Below are 19,398 nucleotides of genomic sequence, written 5' to 3'. Positions count from 1 at the left end.
CCGTCGGTCAGGGTTCGACCGTTCGTCTGATCTCGCCGATCTCCCGGAGCTGGACGACGTAGGCGTAGCTGTCGGCGTGGTCCTCGGCGGTCAGCTCCGCCCCGCGCTCGGGGTCGGCGACGTCGGGCTCGAGCCCGGGCCCCGCGAGGACGCTCTCGAGGTGGGCCCGCACGTCCTCGCCGATCCAGCCGAGCTCGACGTAGTACGACAGCGCCTCGAGGGTCGCCCGCGGGCCGCCGGACTCGAGCAGGTCCGCGAGCCACTCGAAGACGACGACGTCGGTCGCGTAGGTGTCGGGCAGCTCCCGGAGCGTCGGGACGTCCGTCTCCTCGCCGTCGATCGGCTGCGGGTCGGGCGTCGGTTCCGGGGCGGGCTCGAGATCCGACTCGGGCACGGGTTCCGGCTCGTCGGCGTCGTCGGCGGGTTCGACCGCCCCGTCCGCTTCCAGGTCGTCGAACGAGACCGTTCCCTCGGCGTCGTCTCCGCCGAAGACCTCGAAGCCGCCCTCGGCCTCGCCGTCGCCGGTGAAGGGATTGACGTCGTCGGTCACCCGATCGTAGACCCCGAGCAGCCGTCGCACGCGGTCGTTGAGCTCGTCGACCTGCGAGACGACCCGCTCCTGGGAGTCCTGGATCGCGTCCAAGCGCATCTCGGTGTCCTCGAGCGAGTCCTCGACCTCCTCGGTTCGGTAGTAGAGATCGTCGATCGCCTCGGCGTCCGGGCTCTCCTCACCGCCGTCGACCTCCGCTTCGGGACCGTCCGACTGCGCGAACGAACTCGCCCAACTGAGGTCGGGCTCTTCGGGTCCGTCGTCTGGGTCCTCCAGCGGTGCGGGCTCGGGGGCCGCGAACTCGTCGTCGGGCTCGTCCTCCGGGTCCTCGGCGTCGACCGCCTCCCCGTCGGCGTCCGGCTCCTCGAGCTCCCCGTCCTCGGGGCGGTCGTTCGCCGGCCCCTCGTCGATTCGCTCGAGCTCCGGCTCCTCGTCCCACTCGTCGGCGGGGTCGGCCTCCGGCTCGCTGTGCCCGCGGCCGAACAGCCCGCGCAGCCAGTTCCAGACCATCCGCTATCGCCTCTCCGTCGATCCGGGAGCACCCCTCCCGGACGGTATTTTTCGCGCAATGTTGCGTTCGGACATACTCGCCCCTTGTGACACCACCGTCAAAACTCTCCCCTCGAGTTCAGCCCTCGTTTCGAACCCTGAGTCGAACCGTGAGTTGACAACTACCTTGATAATCAACTCGTTTGAAATTGGACCGGGGACGAACCCCTGCAACCGCGTCGCCGCCGCGCTCGCCCGAGCCGGCCTCGATCCACGGTGCAGCTCTCAGCCCGCTGTCACACGGTGTGGGAACGGGGTGACGCTCGAGACGGCGGCCGCCTCCGGTGGCTCGCACGCCCGCGCGGACGTCCATCCAGCGGTGGGTGGGCGTTCGTACGGGGGTGCTCGGAATCGCGTGGCACGCGGAGACACTAACACAACCAATGTTCGAACGAATTACAGACAACAACGAACGCGGTCAGGTGGGTATCGGCACGCTGATCGTGTTCATCGCGATGGTGCTGGTTGCCGCGATCGCAGCCGGCGTCCTCATCAACACGGCCGGCTCGCTCCAGAGCCAGGCTTCCGATACGGGTACCGAAACCCAGCAGGCGGTGGCGAACCAAATTGAGGTAACCCATGCGGTTGGATATACAGCTAATGACGATACGGTCAATACTCGAACTAATCTCGAAGAAGGTGACGATGCAGTCGGATACGTTGACCTAATCGTCAAGAAGTCGGCTGGATCCGAAGTTATCGACCTCACGTCGACGACCGTCCAGTACACGAGCGCATCGGCAGATGCGACGCTCGAGTACAACGATACGCACGGTATCGATGGCACAGATGCAGGAGGCGATAACTCGCTAGATGGATTCGTCGGTGCCGAAAACGATGATACGTTCGCAACGATCGAAGCTGGGCAGAACACGGACGAAGACGCTGTCAACGTTGCCGAAAGTGGAACTGCACTGACCGAAACCGACGATCGCGTTCTTGTCCGAATCGACGTCGATGCGGTTGAGGGCAACTATACTCTCGAATCCGGAGACAGTGCGACGGTTGCGTTGACCGATCAGTCCGGTGCGCAGTACACTTACGGCATCACGACGCCGCCGAGCTTCGTCGATAAGGACGTGGTGGAGGTCTAACCATGTTCGAGCGAATACACTCCGAAGATGAGCGCGGTCAGGTCGGTATCGGTACGCTGATCGTGTTCATCGCGATGGTTTTGGTCGCAGCGATTGCAGCTGGTGTCCTGATCAACACGGCCGGCTCGCTCCAGAGCCAGGCCTCCGACACTGGGTCTGAGACGCAGCAAGCAGTTGCGAACCAGATCGAAGTCAGCCACGCTGTCGCTGAAAATCAGTTCGAATGGGACGCCTCTGTAACTGATCCTCCAGGAGATCTATCCAACGAGACACAGGTTAATCCCGTCTCTATTCCCGGTGAGAACGTAGAGGACGCTGCAGAGTACCAGATCAACAACGAAAAGACCTACAACGAGCTTCGGCTGTCGGTTAAACAGTCGGCCGGGTCTGATGTCATCGATCTCTCGTCAACGACCGTCCAGTATACGAGCGGTGAGGAATCCCACACGCTCTCACACGAGAGTCAGGTAGATAATATTGGAAATACGTCTAGCCTGGGGACTAATGAGGGTCTAGAACCGTTCTTTGTTACGACAGATGCTGCCGATCGTAGCACTGTAGAAACATCGCTTACCGAAACCGAAGATCGCGTCGACGTCATTATTCCGCTGATCGGCGACGAAACTTCGGACGGCGGTATTGGCGGTACCGGCTGGACTGACCAGCAGAACCAACCCACCGCTCTCGAACCCGGTGACAGCGTCTCGATTCAACTTGTCGATCAGTCCGGTGCTGAGTACACTTACGGTGTAACGATGCCCCAGACTGTCGACCACCCAGCAGAACAACCAGTCGTATCCGTCTAACGTGATACAATGATTAACACACAGAACTCAAACTCCGAAAACGATCGCGGTCAGGTCGGTATTGGAACGCTCATCGTGTTCATCGCGATGGTCCTAGTCGCGGCGATCGCGGCCGGCGTTCTGATCAACACGGCCGGCTCGCTCCAGAGCCAGGCTTCCGACACAGGTACAGAGACCCAACAGGCAGTGGCGAACCAGATCGAAGTCGTTCATGCGTACGGTGACACCAACGGTACGAATGGAGTCACCGACCTCCACTTCGTCGTGAAGAAATCTGCCGGTTCGGACGTTATCGATATGGAATCGATGACCCTCCAGTACACGAGCGAAACTACGTCGGAATCGCTTCAGTATGCTGGGACTGCCGATTCTGTCGGCGATTTCGGAACGACCGCACTAGCAGATACGGCAGATGCTACGGCGCTCACCGACACCGGCGACCGCATTGAAATATCCATAAGTATTGCTGAAAATCTAGATGGTGAAACCCTCGAGGCTGGAGATAGCGCAACGATCGAACTCGTCGATCAGTCCGGAGCGCAGTTCTCGTACGGCGTAACTGTGCCGGCAACCTTCGAAGGTAGCGTCGTGGAGGTCTAATCCATGTTCGAAACAATCGCAAACGATAACGATCGCGGTCAGGTCGGCATCGGGACGCTCATCGTGTTCATCGCGATGGTGCTGGTTGCAGCGATCGCGGCCGGCGTTCTGATTAACACGGCTGGTTCGCTCCAGAGTCAAGCTTCCGACACCGGCACAGAAACCCAGCAGGCAGTGGCAAACCAGATCGAAGTCGTCCACGCCTATGCAGAGGATTCTGATGGTGATACGACCACTGGATTCGAAGACCTCAACCTGATAGTGAAGAAGTCTGCCGGATCTGACGTCATCGATCTGGATTCGATGACGATCCAGTACACCGATTCGGATAATTCGATCACCCTCGCTACTAGTAACGGTGCGGTTGAACCTGACGGTGAATCGCTGACAGCTACTAGCGACCGAGTCGAGATGACGATCGATCTCAGTTCGACTGCTGCCGGAGCCCTACAACCTGGCGACAGCGCGACGGTTGAGCTTATCGATCAGTCCGGTGCGCAGTTCAGCTACGGCGTGACGATGCCTCAGACTGTTAGCGACGATCAGACCGTCGCTAACGTCTAATCGCGGCTCAACAGCCCCTTCCATATTTTGGAAGCGATCGAGTATACTACGGAACTACTCAAAAGACGGAACCACTGAAACCCGAGAGGGTGATTATAGCTACAGATTGGTACAACGGTGCGATCTGTCCCTCAGAACTCACCGCTCGATATCGCCCAGAGATTTTTACAGGTATACTAACCACTGAGAGTATGATCGACGACGCCACCTCGAGACGCCGCCTGCTAGCTACAGCCGCAGCGACCGCCACCGTCGGAACCGCGGGCTGTCTCGGGTCGCTGCTCGGCCAGTCCGGACAGATTCAGCCGGAGGAGCCGAGCGAGCCTCGAGCGGGCTCTCCCGAAGAGTTCTACTACTTTCTCGAGGACAACGGGATCGCGGTCGAGGAACTCGCCCGCGAGGAGAACGAACTGTACCTGACCTACGAGTCCGAGGCCGAGGACGTCGAGGCCTCGGACGAGGAGATCATGGTGATCTACGAGGTGTACAAGCGGGCGTTGATCCGGCGGGGTTCGGAGATCGACTTTCTCTACAGCGAGGTCGCGAACCCCTTCGACGGCCAGGCGCTGGGCTGGGGGATCGACACCGAGTGGGTCACGCGGTTCGACGCCGAGGGCAACGAGACCGCGAGCGACGGGTCGGTCGCGAACGAAACGGCGAACGCCAGCGCGGATAACGGAACGGTCGGCAACGAGAGCGGGCAGGGGATCGACATGAATCGGGTGACCCTCTGGAGCAACATCATGAACACCAAGGTCTACGAGGACGACGTCGAGGCGGTCGGCAACGAGACCGCCGCGAACGGGACCGCCAACACGACCGACGACGGCCTCGAGAACCGGAGCAACTAACCGTATGACCGAGGACCTCCCGCGCGACGAGGGCGTGCTCGCCCCCGAGGAACTCTCGCTCGAGCACGACTCGGTCGACGAGCTGGGCGAGAACCGCTTTCTGGTGCGCTCGGAGGACGACGGCGAGCGGTCGGGAACGACGCTACCCGACGGCCGCGGCGGAACCGATCGCTCGAGGCCGTCGGTCGGCGAGGGCATCGCCGACGCCCCCGAGCCCCACGCGGTCGAGGTCGCCCTGAAGGTCGACGGCGAACTCGCGCGCCACCGCGCGGCCTCGAGCGACGTTCGCGAGGTGTTCGCGGAGCTGGTGACCTGGTACGCCACTCGGCTGGACGGCGACCGCTCCCCCGAGGAGACCCTGGGGCTGATGCTCGAGCACGCCGACCTCGACTCGAGGGGATGACGCGTCCTTTTTCCCGCTCGAGCGACGATGGCGCGGTATGAGTGATCCACGCGAGGAGTTCCTGGCCGGGGAGCGCCCCGACGACGTCGCGCTGTTCCTGGCGGATTCCTACGTCGCGGACGACCGCCTCGAGAAGTTCGGCGATCCCGTCGAGGACGGCATCGTGATGATCGTCGACGGCGAGAGCGGCCGCAACGCCTTCAAGGCCGCGACCGACACCGACGCGATGAGCTTCGCCAAGACCGCGATGCAACGCGAAAGCGAGATCGGCGACGACCTCACCAGCGGGGAGTGTCCCGACGCCGACGCGGACGGCGATCACGAGCCGCAGTTCGTGTTCGCCTTCGCGGAGGAACAGAACGAGGACGTGGGCGGGATCTACGCCGAGGGCGCGGTCGTCCACGCCTACGCGCAGTGTTCCTGCGGGACGGCCTACTCGGACCGCTGGAACGTCGAGGACTCGTAGGCGCCGAGCGGGGAGCAGCCTTTTGCTGACGGCCCGACTACTCGAGCCCGATGAGTTCCTACGAGACCCGCCGTGAGACCGACCGGGGCTTCGGACTGTCGCGCCGCGAGGTGGCGGTCGTCGGCGGCGCGAGCGGCCTGATGGCGATCACGGTCGCGCTGATGTACGCCTTCGCGACGACGCCGATAGCGGAGGTAAACCAGCTCGTGTTTTCCGTGCCGATCGTCGGCGTCCTCGTCTACGGCGCGGCGATCACGATCGGCGATCTGATCGCCGAGCGCGGCGTCGAGAACGGGAGTACGGGCACGGCGTTCGTCGGAATGGCGATCCTTCAGGTCGCGTTCGCGGCCTTCGGCGCCGGCGTCATCGCGTTCCTGCCCGCGGAGACGCGGGTCACGATCCTCGGCGCGACGGCGATCGTCACCGCGGTCCTGCTGGCGCTGGTCTCGACGTACGTCTACGCCCGCTCGATCACGTTCGAACACTGGGGGCGGTTCTCCACCTACGGGTTCCTCGGCGGGATCGTCGCGATCCTCGTCGGCAGCTTCGTCCTCTCGGAACTGTTGCTGGTCGGTTTCGTCCTGATATTCCTCGGCTTTATCCTCCGACTCGGCTACGAGATCTGGCAGGTTCGAGACAACCGCAACGCCTCGGTCGGCCTACAGACGATCGGCGTCTACGTCGCCGTCGCCGGGGTGTTCGTCCACGTCCTGCAGCTCGTTCGGGCCTACGTCCTCTCACAGCAGTAGAAGCGAATCGAGGCGGCTCGAGCCGACGACGATCTGCCCTTCCCTACGCCGACTCCTCGTCCGCGTCGTCGGTCGTCTCTGGCGCTTCTTCCGTCGATTCGGCGACGTCGCGGAACGCGTCAAGCAACACCTGCTTCGCGACCGCGCCCCGCGAGGTCCAGTGCATCGCGTAGTCGAGCATGTCGTCGTAGATGTCCGGCTTACAGCCCGCGGCCTTCGGGTGGCCCCCGCCGTTGACTTGCCCCGCCACCTCGTGGCAGCGCTCGAACTCGTCGGTCCCCCGGATCGACGCCGACCCCGCGGGTTTGACGACGATCGAGGCGTCGGCGCCCCGTTCGCGCATCGCCTCGGCGACCTCGTTTTGCGAGCAGCGCCCGTAGGTGATCCCGACCGTGTAGCCGCAGATTTCGCGGAACTCCGCGCGCCCGACGGCCTGCTCGATCAGCGCCCCCTTCTCGACGCGACGCTCGGTCAGAAAGTCCCCGACCCACTCGGGCAGGTCGACGCCGTACTCCCGGACGACCTCGACGTACTCGGCGGGGTCGGTCCAGTAGGCGTAGTCCGCCAGATCGTCGCTGCGGGGATCCTCGCGCAGCCAGAGGTCGTGGTCCCGCGTGACGGCCGCCAGCTCCTCGTACATCGGGGAGAAGTCGTACTCGAGCGAGCGGAAGACGACGTCGGCCGAACACTCCTCGTCGGAGTCCCCGACGACGAGGTCGACCCCCGCGTCCCGAACCGCCGCAGCGACCTCGTCGCCCCACTGGTGGTGGTCGTACCACGAGACCCGTTCGGCCGTCTCGAGCGCCGCCGCGAGCTCGTCCTCGACGTAGTCGTACTTGTCGGGACAGAGGTCACAGACGAACAGGTCGATCCCCTCGTCGCCGTACTCGGCGACCCGCGCCAGCGCGTCCTCGACGTCGTGGGGGCTGGCGGGAACGAGCGCGACGGAGTGGGGCGTGGGTTCGGGCTCCTCGAGCGGGTCCTCGGCCTCCCCCGCGGCGAGCGCGAGGTTCTCCTCGTTGGCGTCGTCGGCGGCGTCGGCGCCCTCCTCGTCCGCCGTCCCGTCGCGCTCGGGAACGTTCCGAACGTCGCCGTAGGCCTCCCGGAGCAGGGCGACACAGGCTAGCCCGTCGGCGTCCGGATCGGCGACGACCGCGACCTCGGCGCCCTCGAGGGCCGCTTTGGTCTGCTCGTCCTCCAGATCCTCCTCGAGGTCGTCAGGGAGGAAGAAGCCGGTTCCGGGAAGCACCGACTTGCGAGCGGTCGGCAAGTCGGCGCTGTCGATGAGCTCGTCGTACATACCCACCACTGGACGGGCTGGCGGGAAGTAACCGCCGATCGTCGACCCCGATCAGCTCGCCGCGGCGTCGTCGGTCGTCTCGAGCTGGCGGACCGTCATCACGGGCGCCGGCGAGCGGCGGACGACGCGTTCGGCGACGCTGCCGAGCAGCAGGCGGTTCTCGCCGTGGCGACCGCGGGTTCCGGTAGCGATGACGTCGGCGTCGACCGCCCGGGCGTACTCGCAGATCTCCGCGGCGGGTCGGCCCTCCCTGACGGCGGTCGTCACGTCGTCGTCGGTACGATCCTCGACGGACGCGATCGCGGCGTCGGCGGTCGTCTCGAGGGCGGTGCGCAGCTCCTCGCGGAGCTGTTCGGGCGAGGCGTCGACCTCGCTGGCGTCGATCACCGAGAGGACGTGGATCTCGGCGTCGAACTTCTCGGTGAGGTCGAGCGCGACGTCGACCGCGCGGTTGACGCTGTCGGAGCCGTCCGTGGCGATGACGACCGTCTCGAACATACCCCCACGTACGGTCGCCGCGGCTTAAACGCTCCCGTTGGCGCGGCACGCTCGGGTTCGCTCGACGGGGCGACCGGACCCGGGGTGAGCTCGGCGAGGTCGCCGTCGGCGTCGGGATCGGTGGGGGAGTCTTTTTGACGCCGGAACACACACTCGAGCGTATGGACGCCAGCGAGTCGTTTACCGTCGACACGGTTCTCGCGCCGGTCGACGGGAGCGAGGAATCTGCGACCGCCGTCGAGTACGCCGTCGCCGTCGCCGACCGGTACGACGCATCCGTGCACGCGGTGTTCGTGCTCGGGCGGGGCGTCGTCCGCGGGCTCGACGCCGGCACCGTCGAGGAGGACGAGGTCGCCGACAGCACGCAGGAGTTTCTCGACGACGTCGGTCGGATCGCCGCGGACGCCGACGTTTCGCTGTCGACGTCGGTCGACCACGGGTTCTCGACGACGCGAAAGACCCGTCATCCCGGAAACGTCGTCCTCGACACCGCCGACGCCGTCAACGCCGATTTCATCGTGCTGCCCCGCGAACCCGTGACCGGCGCGCCGGCGGAAGTACTCGAGAAGGCCGCGGAGTACGTCCTTTCCTACGCGAGCCAGCCCGTTCTCTCGGTGTAGCTCCGCGCGGTTGCAGCCGGCTACTCGAGCAGGATTCCCATCTCCTGCTCGAAGCTCTCCGTCCCGGTGGGCTCGAACCCGACCCGTTCGTACAGCGCGATCGCCGGCGTGTTCCAGCGCTCGACGGTCAGCCAGACGTGCCGGATGCCCAGCTCGTCGGCGTGGCCCAGCAGGTGTTTGAGTAGCTGGGTGCCGATGCCGGACTCCTGGTAGGCCTGCAGGACGAAGATCGCCAGCTCCCACTCGATCTCGCCGACGTCGCCGACCGCGGCGGGATCGTCGACGTCGGGGACGAGCACGGCGTGGCCGACGACGTCCTCGCCGTGGCGAGCGACGACGTTGACGCTGCTCTCGGCGATCGCCTCGAGCCAGTTGCGGATCCGTTCCTCGCCCGTCGGCGGGATCCCCTGGGCGCGATCGGTCGGATCGAACTCGACGTACATCTCGACGGTGTCCTCGAGGGCCTCGCCGGCGAACTTCTCGACGACCCGGTACTCGATCTCCCGACCCGACTGGTCGGTGTCGGTCGTCGGCGGGGCGGGGAACGGTCCCGACGTCCCGTCGGGATACACTCGATCGGGCATCGTTATCGCACCAGCTTGACCGTCGTCGGAGCGTTCAGCAGGACGAACTCGGTGAGCGATCCGAGCTGGATCTTCCCCATCGGGCTGATCGTGCCCCCGCCGATGACCAGCTGGTCGAACTCGCCCTGTTCGGCGTAGTCGACCAGCGAGGCGCCCGGATCGCCCTGGAGCCGTTCGAGCTCGGCGTCGACCTCGGCTTCCGAGAGCAGCTTCTCGGCCTGGCGGTACATCTCCTCCTGGGAGCGCTCCGTATCGGCCTTCTCGAGGACGGCGACGGTGAGATCGTCGCCGATCTCGCTCGTTCTGTCGATAGTGCGGCGCAGCGCCGTGATCGATTCGTCGCTTCCGGCGAGACCCAGCAACACGTTCATGGCTACGTGTGTGAGCTAGTGGACGAAAACCGTTGTGCCGCCCGCTTCGCGCCCCGGACGCCGGCCGCGTGACGACGACGTTAAGGGCGCGTGGAGAATACGTTGACCGAATGAGTGACGCAGCGCTCGATGTCGTCGAGTTCGTGCTCACGACGAGCGTCTACTCCGACGACAGGACGCTGGACGAGAACGATCTCCCGCCGTCGTACCGACGGGTGTTCTGGACGGGCGGGAGCGACGACGGCGACGACGAGGACGACCGTACCCGCGGGGGGATCACTCGGCCCCTCTCGGCGACGAACAGCACCGCACGCGAGGCGACGGGAGTCGACCGCCCCTGGGAGGCGGTCTCCGAGCTGATGTTTACCGACCGCGACGAGTTCTCCGGGACGATCAGCCTCACCGAGGAGGGGATGGCCGAGCAGTGGTACCTCGAACGGGTCGACGACGAGCGCCTGCTCGAGAACCCGACGCTCGCGAAACACTTCGCCGAGGCCGACGAGCACGACGTCGACGCCACCCACGAGGAGGCCCGCGAGCGAAACCGGCCGATCCAGGCCGATCGGGTCTGGATCGACGGCCTGCTCGAGGAGTACTTCGACGAGGAGGAAGACGAGGAGATGCTCGATCTCGTCGACGTCCGAGCGCCCGAGGAGGTCGACGTCACCCTCGACGACCTCGTGTTGACCGCCGACCAGGAGGCCGAGATCGACAAGATCGCGAAGGCGATCGAACACCGCGACTACCTCGCGGAGATCGGCCTGCGCGAGATCGGGAAGCTGCTGTTCGTCGGCCCGCCGGGGACGGGCAAGACCTCGACCGCACAGGCGCTGGCCCAGGATATGGATCTCCCCTTCGTCGAGGTCAAACTCTCGATGATCACCTCCCAGTACCTCGGCGAGACGGCCAAAAACGTCGACAAGACCTTCGAGGTCGCGAAGCGACTCTCGCCGTGTATCCTCTTCATCGACGAGTTCGACTTCGTCGCCAAGACCCGCCGCAGCGACGAACACGCCGCCCTGAAGCGCGCAGTGAATACCCTGCTCAAAAGCATCGACAACATCTCGCTGATCCAGGACGACGTGCTCCTGATCGGGGCGACGAACCACCCCGACCAGTTAGACGCCGCGGCCTGGCGTCGGTTCGACGAGATCGTCAACTTCCCCAAGCCCGACTACGACATGCGGGCCGACATCCTGCGGGTGATCACCCGACAGATGCGAATCGACGAGTTCGACCCCGAACTCGTCGCCGAGGTTACCGAGGGAATGACCGGCAGCGACCTCCGGATGGTGCTCCGGGAGGCCGTCCTCGAGGCGTTGACCGAAGACCGGACAGCACTGACCCAGGACGACCTGCTCAACGCCGTCGAGGAGTTCGAGGAGCGGGACAACCTGAAGAACATGGACATGATCGACGGCGACCACGACGCCCTCGTCGCGGGCGGCGACGTCGGCGGCGGCGACGGTCACGATCACGACCACGACCACTGACCCGACCGAGAGCGCAACGGCCAACTGTTCGGGCGGCCTCGAGCCGGTGTGTACGACTTCCACGCCCACACGAACTACTCCGACGGCTCCTTTCTGCCGGGGATGGTCCGAGCCGCCGAGGAGGCGGGACTCGAGGGGATCGGACTGACCGACCACTGTTCGATCAGCTCACGGGAGGCGGCAAGCGCCACTCGCAACCGCTACGGGTTCAACCTCGATCTGACCTACGAGCGCCGACGCGACGCGATCGAGCAGGTCCGCGCACGCGCCGACATCGACGTCTACGACGCCGTCGAGATGGACTACGACCCCCGCGACGAGCCCGAGATCGCGGCCTTCCTCGAAGAAGCGAACTTCCAGTATACGATCGGCAGCGTCCACGCCGTCGAGGACGAGAACGTCCAGGTGGCCTCGAATTTCGAGGAGCTGTCCGAATCCGGACGGGACGACGTCGTCGACGACTACATCGATCGACTCGTGGCGCTGATCGACTCGGAGCTGTTCGACGTCGCGGCCCACCTCGACCTGATCGAGCGCACGCCCCCGCTACGGGGACGGACGACGACCGACCACTACGAGCGGGTCGCGCGGGCCTTCGCCGACTCCCGGACGGTCCCCGAGATCAACGCCGGGCGGGCGACCCGCGAGGACCCGCTCGTCCACCCCGATCCGGAGTTCCTCGAGTCGCTGCGGGAGTACGACGTTGCCGTGACGCTTGGCACCGATTCCCACGCCCCGGACGAGATCGGTGAGCGAGCGGCGTTCCTCGAGGAGTTCCTGACCGAGCGGGACCTCGAGCCGGTGAGCCCGCCGAGCCTGGAGCCCCACGCGGAGTAACCGGGCTCGAGTCGGCGACACCACGCTTTTCCGCTCGCCGTCCGACGAGTTCGACATGACCGACCGGAACGTGTTCGGCACCGAGCTCGAGCCCTGTAGCACCGACCCGACCACCGGCTTCCTGCGGGACGGCTGCTGTCGGCGCGTCGAGGGCGACCGGGGCCGTCACGAACTCTGTGCCGTCCTCACCGAGGAGTTCTTACAGTTCAGCAAGGCCCGCGGCAACGATCTCACGACGCCTCGTCCCGAACTCGAGTTTCCCGGGCTCGAGCCCGGCGACCGCTGGTGTCTCTGCCTGGGGCGCTGGCTCGAGGCCGAGGAGGAAAACTGTGCGCCCCCGGTGGTGCTCGAGGCGACCCACGAGGCCGTCCTCCGGGACGTCGAGCCGGATCTGCTCCGCGAACACGAGTACGACCCGCGGGACGACGACCCGTCGGGCTCGAGTTCCGGCTCGGTCCCCGGGTCGGCGAACTGATCGGCAACACGGTCTCCACTGTCTCCTTGTTTTCGAGTGAAAATTCGCTCGAAACTCGCTCGAGAACCCGTTGCGTACAGGCGAATGACGTATCGCTTTGTTCTGACCATCCTCCCCTGCAGTGGCGCGCGCTGTCGACCGGCTGAACATCAGTGAAGACGGTCGACGACGCTGTGCGAGGGATGAGCGAGGGAGCGATGCGACCGAGCGAATCGGTTGGGGAGGGCGTGGCGATCCCCTGTGTTCGTGCGAGCAGGACCCAATCCCCGAGATATTACCACGAAAGCCCCTGGCCCGCTCGAGGGCTGCGGCTCGCTGTGCGCCTCCCTCGCTCCGCTCGGTCGGTGCTTACGTCGCCTCGCTCCCCCGAGCGGGCCAGCCCCTTTCAGTCCCGCCCATTGGTGGTCAGTCAGAGGTGCAGACTCGAGGCCGGACGGACCATACGCACTCGGAGAGAACACGCACGCCGGATTCCGACGGGAGCGAAACGGCTCGAGGAACCGACCGAACTGGCGACGGGTCGGGGAACGCCCTTTATACGACGGCTCCGAATGGCCGGTAGATGACCGATGGATCGAATCGGACGGACGCCGCCGACGCGTTCGCCCGGCGGGCGCAGGCCGAGTACGGCGAGTCGATCCGTCACCTCGTCGCGTTCGGCAGCGCCGTCCGCGGCGACGAGCGGGGCGTCCACGGCGAGGCGGAACTGCTACTGGTACTCGAGGATCTCGAACCCGAACGCGAACTCGAGGCGCTGGCCCGCGAGGTCGGCCTCGAGCACGGCACCGTCCTCGAGGTGCACGTGCTGCCGGCCGAGCGCTACGAGGAGCGCCGGGACCACGAGTTCGTCGAGCGGGCGTTCGCCGAAGGGGAGGTGTATGTGTAGGCCGCGAAGACCCGATCCGGGCGCGGGCCGCGACCGTACCGGCACCGCGACCGGGGAGGTGCGGTAGGGATGCGCGTCACCCTGCTCGGCACCGGCGACACGACCGGGACGCCGACCGTGGGCTGTGACTGCGAGACCTGCCGGCTCGCCCGGGAGCGCGGCCTCGAGCGCACTCGCTTTTCGGTCCACGTCGAGAACGAGCGCACCGACGAGTCGCTGCTGGTCGACTTCAGCCCGGACTTTCGCACCCAGTTCCTCCGCGAGGAGGTGCCGCTGCCCGACGCCGGAATCGTCACTCACGTCCACTTCGACCACCTCGACGGCCTGGGCAACGCCTTCCGGGTGTTCGACTCGCTCGATGTGTACGCGGCCGACGAGACCGACCCGCGGACCGGAAAGAGCGTCGCGGAGACCGTCGCCGACGACTACCACTACCTGAACACGATCTCGGTTCGGCCGACGACGCCGCTCGAGCCGATCCGGATCTGCGGGCTCGACGTGACGCTCGTCCCGGTCGATCACCCGCCGCTGGTCTGTTACGGCCTCGCGATCGAGGATCCCGAGACGGGGGCGAAACTGTCGCTCACGGGCGATACGAACTACGCCGTTCCCGAGCGCTCCCGGGAGATCCTCGCCGATCCGGACCTTCTGCTGGCCGATGCGATCGTCCCCGCGCATCTCTGTGCGTCCCACCCCGCCGGCGGACGCCACGAGGGGCCCGACGGGACCCCCTACACCTTCGGCTCGAAACACATGACCCGCGAGGGGGCGCTGGCGCTGGCCGACGAACTCGAGGCCGACCGAACTCGGCTCGTCCACCTCGCGCACTACTACCCCGCCGACGAGGCGTTCGAGGAACCCCTGGCGGTAGACGGCGAGGCGTACGTCCTCTAGACGCCGGGGCAGGTTTATCCCGCTCGCGCGCCAACGACGGGAGTATATTGCCGTCACCGGACACCACCGAGCGCTCCGACGCCGACGTCGGCTCGCGGCTACAGCTCGACATCTGGCACCCCGAGTGCTGGACGCTCGAGGTCACGGGGGCCGAATCCGGCGGGCTGCTCGGTCACGGCGTCCACCGAATCGACGAGACCGCGACCGGTCGGTTCACGGCCTACGCCCGGTCGACCGCCGAACTCGAGGAGTTGCTCGCGGCGATCGACGCCTCCCCGCTCGTCGACGCGGTCTGGACGGTGGATCGACACCACGCGACCGAGGCGGCCACGCCCGGTCGAGCGAACGCGACGACGGGGCTCATCGTCCAGTACGACCTCGCGAACAGCATCAACGACGCGCTGGTCTCGCGAGGGTTCATCCCCGACGAACCCGTCCGCATCGCCGACGGACGCGAGCACTGGACGGTCGTCACCTACGAGGACCGGGCGACGGTCGCGGAGCGGTTGGACGAGGTCCGCGAGGCGGAGTCGGCGGACGTCGTCGTCGAGTCGATGACGACGCTTCGCGACGACGTCGCCGACGGGATGTTCCGGACCGATCGGCTCTCGGAGCGCCAGCGGGAAGTGTTCGAACTCGCGCGACGGCGCCACTACTACCGCTGGCCCCGAGAGGTGACGGCCGCGGAACTCGCCGCGGAGCTGGGCGTCGCGGAGTCGACGTTCTTAGAACACCTCCGGAAGGCGGAGGCGAAGCTGCTCGATCCCCCCGAGTGAGCCGTCGCCCCGCCGCGGTAGGCGCGGCGACCCGCAGTATCTAGGGAGGGGGCATAAGCCGAACTCCGTGCCATTCTGTAGCATGACAGGCGACGACTCGAAGTCCGAACGGAGCCTTTCGCGCGACGTCGGCCCGTTCGCCGCGATCGCGACCGTCGTCGCGGGGACGCTCGGCGCCGGGCTGTTCGTGACGATCGGCACGGCCAGTTCGACGACCGGGCCGAGCGTGATCCTCCTGATCGCGCTCTCGGGGCTGGTCGCGATGGCTATCGCGATCAACTACAGCTGGCTCGCGACGATCTTCCCCGCGGCGGGATCGACGTACTCGTACGTCTCGCGGGCTTTCAGGAACCGCCTGGGCGGGTTCGTCGCGACGTGGTCGCTGTGGCTGGGGTACATGGCCGCGGTCGCCGTGTTGGCCATCGGCTTCGGAAACTACCTGCAGGTGTTCTACGCCGGGGTCGATCCGCGCGTCGCGGGCGCCGGGCTGATCGCGGTGTTGTTTCTGGTCAACATGCTCGGCATTCGCCGGTACAGCGTCTCGCAGAACGCGATCTTCGTCCTGCTTCTCGTCTCGATCCTGGTGCTCGTGGTGCCGGGCTCGTTCACCGTCGAAGCGACAAACTACACGCCCTTCTTCACGGGCGGGTTCGACGGCGCGCTCGCCGCCACGGTGCCGCTGTTCTACGCCTACATCGGAATCGCCGTCGCCGGCGAGATCGGCGCGGAGGTGAAAAATCCCTCCCGGAACCTCCCGCTGGCGATGGTCGGCGGGACGCTGATCCTGATCGCGCTGTACATGTGGACCGCCGCGGTCATCTACGGCGTCGTCGGCGACTACACCGTCCTCGCGAACTCCGAGCGCCCGCTGTCGACCGCCGCCGAGACGTTCCTGCCGCTGAACGCGACCGCCGTCGTCGGCTTCGGCGGGTTGCTCGCGACCGCCTCGAGCGTCCACGCCGTGATGGCCGCGGGAATCAAGCTCCCCTACTGCTGGGGATGGGACGAGGTGTTTCCGGCGCGGTTCTCGGCGGTCAACGACCGCTGGCGGACGCCCCACTGGTCGCTGCTGACGCTGCTCGTGGTCTCGACGGGGCTCACCTTCTGGACGAGCGGGCTCGACCAGGTGATCGCGATCTCGACGTTCAGCTACCTGATCGCCTACGGCGCGACGTCGCTGACCGCGATGTACGTCTACCTCAGAAAGCCGACGCTGCGCTCGAAGGCGGCGTTCGATCCGGGTGCGCTGCTGTTCGTCCCAGGGCTGCTCGGGCTCGGGGGCTGTCTCGTCTTGCTCTCCCAGGCCTACGTCGAGTCGCTGCCGATCTTCCTTCCATGGCTCGCCGTCGGCCTCGGGATCTTCGGCCTCTACTGGTTCCTCGGCCGACGGGCCGACACCGACGTCGGATCGATCCTCGACACCCTGCCCGGGGTCCCCACCGACGAGTACGACCCGAACATCCGCGGCGGGCACGGCGCTGCCGACGAGTCGACCGTTCCCGACGGCCGCGAGCCGGCGGACGACTAACCATGACCGGAACACCCGACGCAATCGACCCCGACGCGACGATCGAACTGCTCCAGGAACTGGTCCGAATCGAGAGCCCCTACTTCGAGGAGGACGAGATCGTCGCGTTCGTCTACAACTGGCTCGCCGAGGCGGGCCTCGAGCCCGAGTACCACCCCGTCTCGGAGCCGGAACTCACCGGTTACGAGGGGAACAACGTCCTCGCGCGCCTCGAAGGGACCGATCCGGACGCGCCGACGCTGCTGGTGAACGCCCACGTCGACACGGTCGAGATCGTCGACGGCTGGGACGAGGATCCGCTGTCGGGGCGCCTCGAGGACGGCAGGTGCTACGGACAGGGCGCCTGTGACATGAAAGGCGGGCTCGCGGCCGCGATGGTCGCCGTCCGGGCGCTGGCCGACGCCGACCTGCGGGGCGACGTGCTGTTTACGGCGGTCGTCGACGAGGAAGGCCCCTACGGGCTCGGCACGAACCAGTTGCTCCGGGACGGGGTGGTCGGCGACTGCGACGCCGCGATCGTCACCGAGCCCGGTCCCGTCCTGGCCCAGTCCGACCTCGAGAACCCGGCGCTCCTGCTCGGCGCTCGCGGACGATTCCTCTACGACATCGGCGTCCGCGGACGGGCCGCCCACGGCTCGAAGCCCCACGAGGGAACGAACGCCGTCGTCGACGCCGGGCGGCTGGCGGCCGCGCTGGCGGAGATGGACGTCGGCACCCACCCGAAGCTCGGCGCGGGATCGGTCTGCCCGCTGTCGATCGAAGGCGGGGGCGAGACGCTGTCGGTTCCCGATGCGTGTCGCCTGCTCGTCGACCGCCACGTCGTCCCGGGCGAGGGACCCGACGACGTCCTCGAGGACGCCGAGCGCGTCGCCGACGGGCTCGGGCTCGATTCGGCGGTGGAGATCGGCTTCCGCGAGGCGCCCGCGTCGGACGTCTACTACGGGCCGTACCTCACCGACGCGGACCACCCGCTCGTCGGATCGCTCGAGGCGGGCGCGGAGTCGGTTACCGGAACGAGCCCCGCGATCGGCTACTTCTCGAGCGTCGGCGATTTCAACTACCTCGGCCACCGCGCGGGGCTGCCGACGGTGATCCTCGGCCCGGACGGGGAGAACGTCCACGGGGCCGGCGAGTTCGTCTACGCCGACGAGGTCGTCGACGTGGCTCGCATCCTGGTCGCGGCCGCGTCGGACTACCTCGGGTGAGCGGGCGAGGCTAGAACCCGCCGCCGAAGAACAGGCCGAGGAAGTCTCGTACCGACGAGAGCGCCAGCCCGAGCGCCAGTAACACGAGAGTGGCGTTGACCACGTTCAGCAGGGTCGTGTTGCGGTACTCGCCCATCGTCTCGCGGTCGTTGACGGCCCAAAACAACAACAGCGCGGCCAGCGGGAGCCCGAAGATTCCGTTGTACGTCGGGAAGAGGATGACCATGTCGACGACCGACAGATTGAGGACGCTGCTGACGATCGGCGACGCGAATCCCGTGGCGGTCAGTCCGACGAAGACGAGCTTGAACAGGCGACTGCCCTGATCGACGTCGATGTCCATCGCCTGCGGGATGATGTACGCCGGCGTCCACATGATCGGGATGATGCTGTTGAACGCCGCGGCGGTGACGCCGGCGATGAACAGCACCATCGCCCAGGTGCCGAGTACCTCGACGAGAGCTTCACCGGGCGTAATAAAGGATTCGAGTTCGGTGAATCCCAGCGGCTGTAACACCGCTGCCGAGACGACCAGGATCGCGATCGTGGTGATTCCGCCGACGGTAAAGCCGACGATCAGGTCTCTTCGCGCGTCGGAGACGTCGCTCTCCTCGGTCCAGCCCTTCTCCTCGACGAGGATCGACTCGAGGAAGAAGTTGGGCCACAGCGCGGTCGTGCCGAGCAGGCCGGCCGCGATCGCGAGCGCGCCCAGGGAATCCGCCGTCGGAACGAATCCGAGCGCGACGGCGCCGAGGTCGGGATTGCTCGGACCGGCGACGACGAGGTACAGCACCATCACCGAAAGCATCATCGCGATCATCAGCTGTTCGATCTTCTGGTAGTTCAGCAGGCCGACGCCGATGGCGGCCAGGGTCGCGACGACGGCGACGGGCTGCCAGGCGATGGCTCCGCCCGTGACGAAGGAGACCCCTGCGCCGACGGCGGCGACGAGCCCGAGCGTCCAGGCGACACAGCCGATCGAGAGGAAGACGGCGATCAGCGTCGCGAGTTTCGTTCCGACTTTCTCGCGGACGAATATCATGAGCGGCTCGCCGTGAATGCCGAGTCGCGCGCTCATGTCCTGGGCCATCACGCCGAGCAACACCGCGCCGACGACGGCCCACAGCAGCGTGTACCCGTGCATGAGGCCGGCCTGGCTCGCGATGTACACCGAGCCCGAGCCGAAGTAACTGGCGACCATGACGAACGCCAGCCCGTATTCGCTCACCGCCTCCGATATTTCCTGTCCGATTCTCCTCGTAACGCTTTCAGTTGTACCCATGAATTAGATCTCCCGTC

Annotated in this window: 23 protein-coding genes; 17 read left to right on the top strand and 6 right to left on the bottom strand. The window is 66.2% G+C overall.

Annotated elements, in window-relative coordinates; genetic code table 11:
* Positions 1–7: 7 nt before the first annotated feature.
* The gene (locus C492_RS03635; RefSeq protein ID WP_008420557.1) at positions 8–1,060 is read right to left on the bottom strand and encodes a FlaD/FlaE family flagellar protein; all 1,053 of its coding nucleotides are present in this window, start codon (positions 1,058–1,060) and stop codon (positions 8–10) included.
* A 422-nt stretch (positions 1,061–1,482) separates the two neighbouring features.
* Here C492_RS03635 and C492_RS03630 point away from each other — a divergent pair, with 422 nt between their 5' ends.
* The 8 genes from C492_RS03630 (at position 1,483) to C492_RS03595 (ending at position 6,632) form a co-directional block, all read left to right on the top strand.
* Positions 1,483–2,193 (top strand): archaellin/type IV pilin N-terminal domain-containing protein, encoded by a 711-nt coding sequence (locus tag C492_RS03630; RefSeq protein ID WP_049892666.1) that lies wholly within the window; start codon positions 1,483–1,485, stop codon positions 2,191–2,193.
* Between the two features lie 2 nt (positions 2,194–2,195).
* Positions 2,196–2,999: an archaellin/type IV pilin N-terminal domain-containing protein gene (locus tag C492_RS03625; protein WP_008420555.1), complete on the top strand. Its 804-nt coding sequence runs from the start codon at positions 2,196–2,198 to the stop codon at positions 2,997–2,999.
* A gap of 9 nt (positions 3,000–3,008) precedes the next feature.
* On the top strand, positions 3,009–3,599 hold the full coding sequence (locus tag C492_RS03620; protein WP_008420554.1) for an archaellin/type IV pilin N-terminal domain-containing protein: 591 nt from the start codon (positions 3,009–3,011) through the stop codon (positions 3,597–3,599).
* Positions 3,600–3,602: 3 nt separating this feature from the next.
* Complete coding sequence (locus tag C492_RS03615) at positions 3,603–4,163, top strand: archaellin/type IV pilin N-terminal domain-containing protein (protein WP_008420553.1); 561 nt, start codon at positions 3,603–3,605, stop codon at positions 4,161–4,163.
* Positions 4,164–4,354: 191 nt separating this feature from the next.
* Positions 4,355–5,014 carry a hypothetical protein gene (locus C492_RS03610; RefSeq protein WP_008420552.1) on the top strand — a complete coding sequence of 220 codons (660 nt, stop codon included), beginning with the start codon at positions 4,355–4,357 and terminating at the stop codon, positions 5,012–5,014.
* Positions 5,015–5,018: 4 nt separating this feature from the next.
* Positions 5,019–5,417, top strand: a complete 399-nt coding sequence (locus C492_RS03605; RefSeq protein ID WP_008420551.1) for a DUF7500 family protein — start codon at positions 5,019–5,021, stop codon at positions 5,415–5,417.
* A 37-nt stretch (positions 5,418–5,454) separates the two neighbouring features.
* Entirely contained in the window at positions 5,455–5,883 is a 429-nt protein-coding gene (locus C492_RS03600) for a DUF5807 family protein (RefSeq protein WP_008420549.1), read from the top strand.
* Positions 5,884–5,933: 50 nt separating this feature from the next.
* Positions 5,934–6,632 carry a Bax inhibitor 1 family protein gene (locus C492_RS03595; RefSeq protein WP_008420547.1) on the top strand — a complete coding sequence of 233 codons (699 nt, stop codon included), beginning with the start codon at positions 5,934–5,936 and terminating at the stop codon, positions 6,630–6,632.
* A 43-nt stretch (positions 6,633–6,675) separates the two neighbouring features.
* Here C492_RS03595 and C492_RS03590 read toward each other — a convergent pair whose 3' ends face one another.
* Together C492_RS03590 and C492_RS03585 are read right to left on the bottom strand one after the other, a co-directional pair.
* Complete coding sequence (locus C492_RS03590; protein WP_008420546.1) at positions 6,676–7,932, bottom strand: DHH family phosphoesterase; 1,257 nt, start codon at positions 7,930–7,932, stop codon at positions 6,676–6,678.
* Positions 7,933–7,983: 51 nt separating this feature from the next.
* The gene (locus C492_RS03585; protein ID WP_008420545.1) at positions 7,984–8,430 is read right to left on the bottom strand and encodes a universal stress protein; all 447 of its coding nucleotides are present in this window, start codon (positions 8,428–8,430) and stop codon (positions 7,984–7,986) included.
* Between the two features lie 161 nt (positions 8,431–8,591).
* On the opposite strand from C492_RS03585, the gene C492_RS03580 reads away from it, so the two are divergent.
* Positions 8,592–9,050 (top strand): universal stress protein, encoded by a 459-nt coding sequence (locus C492_RS03580; RefSeq protein WP_008420543.1) that lies wholly within the window; start codon positions 8,592–8,594, stop codon positions 9,048–9,050.
* 20 nt (positions 9,051–9,070) lie between these two features.
* Here C492_RS03580 and C492_RS03575 read toward each other — a convergent pair whose 3' ends face one another.
* Both C492_RS03575 and C492_RS03570 read right to left on the bottom strand, forming a co-directional pair.
* Positions 9,071–9,634, bottom strand: a complete 564-nt coding sequence (locus tag C492_RS03575; RefSeq protein ID WP_049892663.1) for a GNAT family N-acetyltransferase — start codon at positions 9,632–9,634, stop codon at positions 9,071–9,073.
* A 2-nt stretch (positions 9,635–9,636) separates the two neighbouring features.
* The gene (locus tag C492_RS03570; protein WP_008420540.1) at positions 9,637–10,005 is read right to left on the bottom strand and encodes a universal stress protein; all 369 of its coding nucleotides are present in this window, start codon (positions 10,003–10,005) and stop codon (positions 9,637–9,639) included.
* Positions 10,006–10,115: 110 nt separating this feature from the next.
* On the opposite strand from C492_RS03570, the gene C492_RS03565 reads away from it, so the two are divergent.
* The 8 genes from C492_RS03565 to C492_RS03530 all read left to right on the top strand — a co-directional run bounded on the left by C492_RS03565 (position 10,116) and on the right by C492_RS03530 (position 18,099).
* Positions 10,116–11,498 (top strand): ATP-binding protein, encoded by a 1,383-nt coding sequence (locus C492_RS03565; RefSeq protein WP_008420539.1) that lies wholly within the window; start codon positions 10,116–10,118, stop codon positions 11,496–11,498.
* 48 nt (positions 11,499–11,546) lie between these two features.
* Positions 11,547–12,335, top strand: coding sequence for a PHP domain-containing protein (locus C492_RS03560; RefSeq protein ID WP_008420538.1), 789 nt, complete (start codon positions 11,547–11,549; stop codon positions 12,333–12,335).
* A 55-nt stretch (positions 12,336–12,390) separates the two neighbouring features.
* Complete coding sequence (locus tag C492_RS03555; RefSeq protein WP_008420537.1) at positions 12,391–12,810, top strand: DUF2237 family protein; 420 nt, start codon at positions 12,391–12,393, stop codon at positions 12,808–12,810.
* 562 nt (positions 12,811–13,372) lie between these two features.
* On the top strand, positions 13,373–13,696 hold the full coding sequence (locus tag C492_RS03550) for a hypothetical protein (RefSeq protein WP_008420535.1): 324 nt from the start codon (positions 13,373–13,375) through the stop codon (positions 13,694–13,696).
* 69 nt (positions 13,697–13,765) lie between these two features.
* Positions 13,766–14,590 carry an MBL fold metallo-hydrolase gene (locus tag C492_RS03545; protein WP_008420533.1) on the top strand — a complete coding sequence of 275 codons (825 nt, stop codon included), beginning with the start codon at positions 13,766–13,768 and terminating at the stop codon, positions 14,588–14,590.
* Positions 14,591–14,637: 47 nt separating this feature from the next.
* Entirely contained in the window at positions 14,638–15,366 is a 729-nt protein-coding gene (locus C492_RS03540; RefSeq protein ID WP_008420532.1) for a helix-turn-helix domain-containing protein, read from the top strand.
* An 82-nt stretch (positions 15,367–15,448) separates the two neighbouring features.
* Positions 15,449–16,894, top strand: a complete 1,446-nt coding sequence (locus tag C492_RS03535; protein ID WP_008420531.1) for an APC family permease — start codon at positions 15,449–15,451, stop codon at positions 16,892–16,894.
* A 2-nt stretch (positions 16,895–16,896) separates the two neighbouring features.
* Positions 16,897–18,099 (top strand): M20 family metallopeptidase, encoded by a 1,203-nt coding sequence (locus C492_RS03530; RefSeq protein WP_008420530.1) that lies wholly within the window; start codon positions 16,897–16,899, stop codon positions 18,097–18,099.
* A 10-nt stretch (positions 18,100–18,109) separates the two neighbouring features.
* On the opposite strand, the gene C492_RS03525 is transcribed toward C492_RS03530, so the two are convergent.
* A complete protein-coding gene (locus C492_RS03525) occupies positions 18,110–19,381 on the bottom strand; it encodes a divalent metal cation transporter (protein WP_049892661.1) in 1,272 nt (423 codons plus the stop codon).
* Positions 19,382–19,398 lie beyond the last annotated feature (17 nt).

The sequence above is a fragment of the Natronococcus jeotgali DSM 18795 genome (assembly GCF_000337695.1).
Lineage (GTDB): Archaea > Halobacteriota > Halobacteria > Halobacteriales > Natrialbaceae > Natronococcus > Natronococcus jeotgali.
The sequence above is the reverse complement of the archived record's forward strand: the minus strand, read 5'-3'. Positions and strand labels throughout refer to the sequence as shown.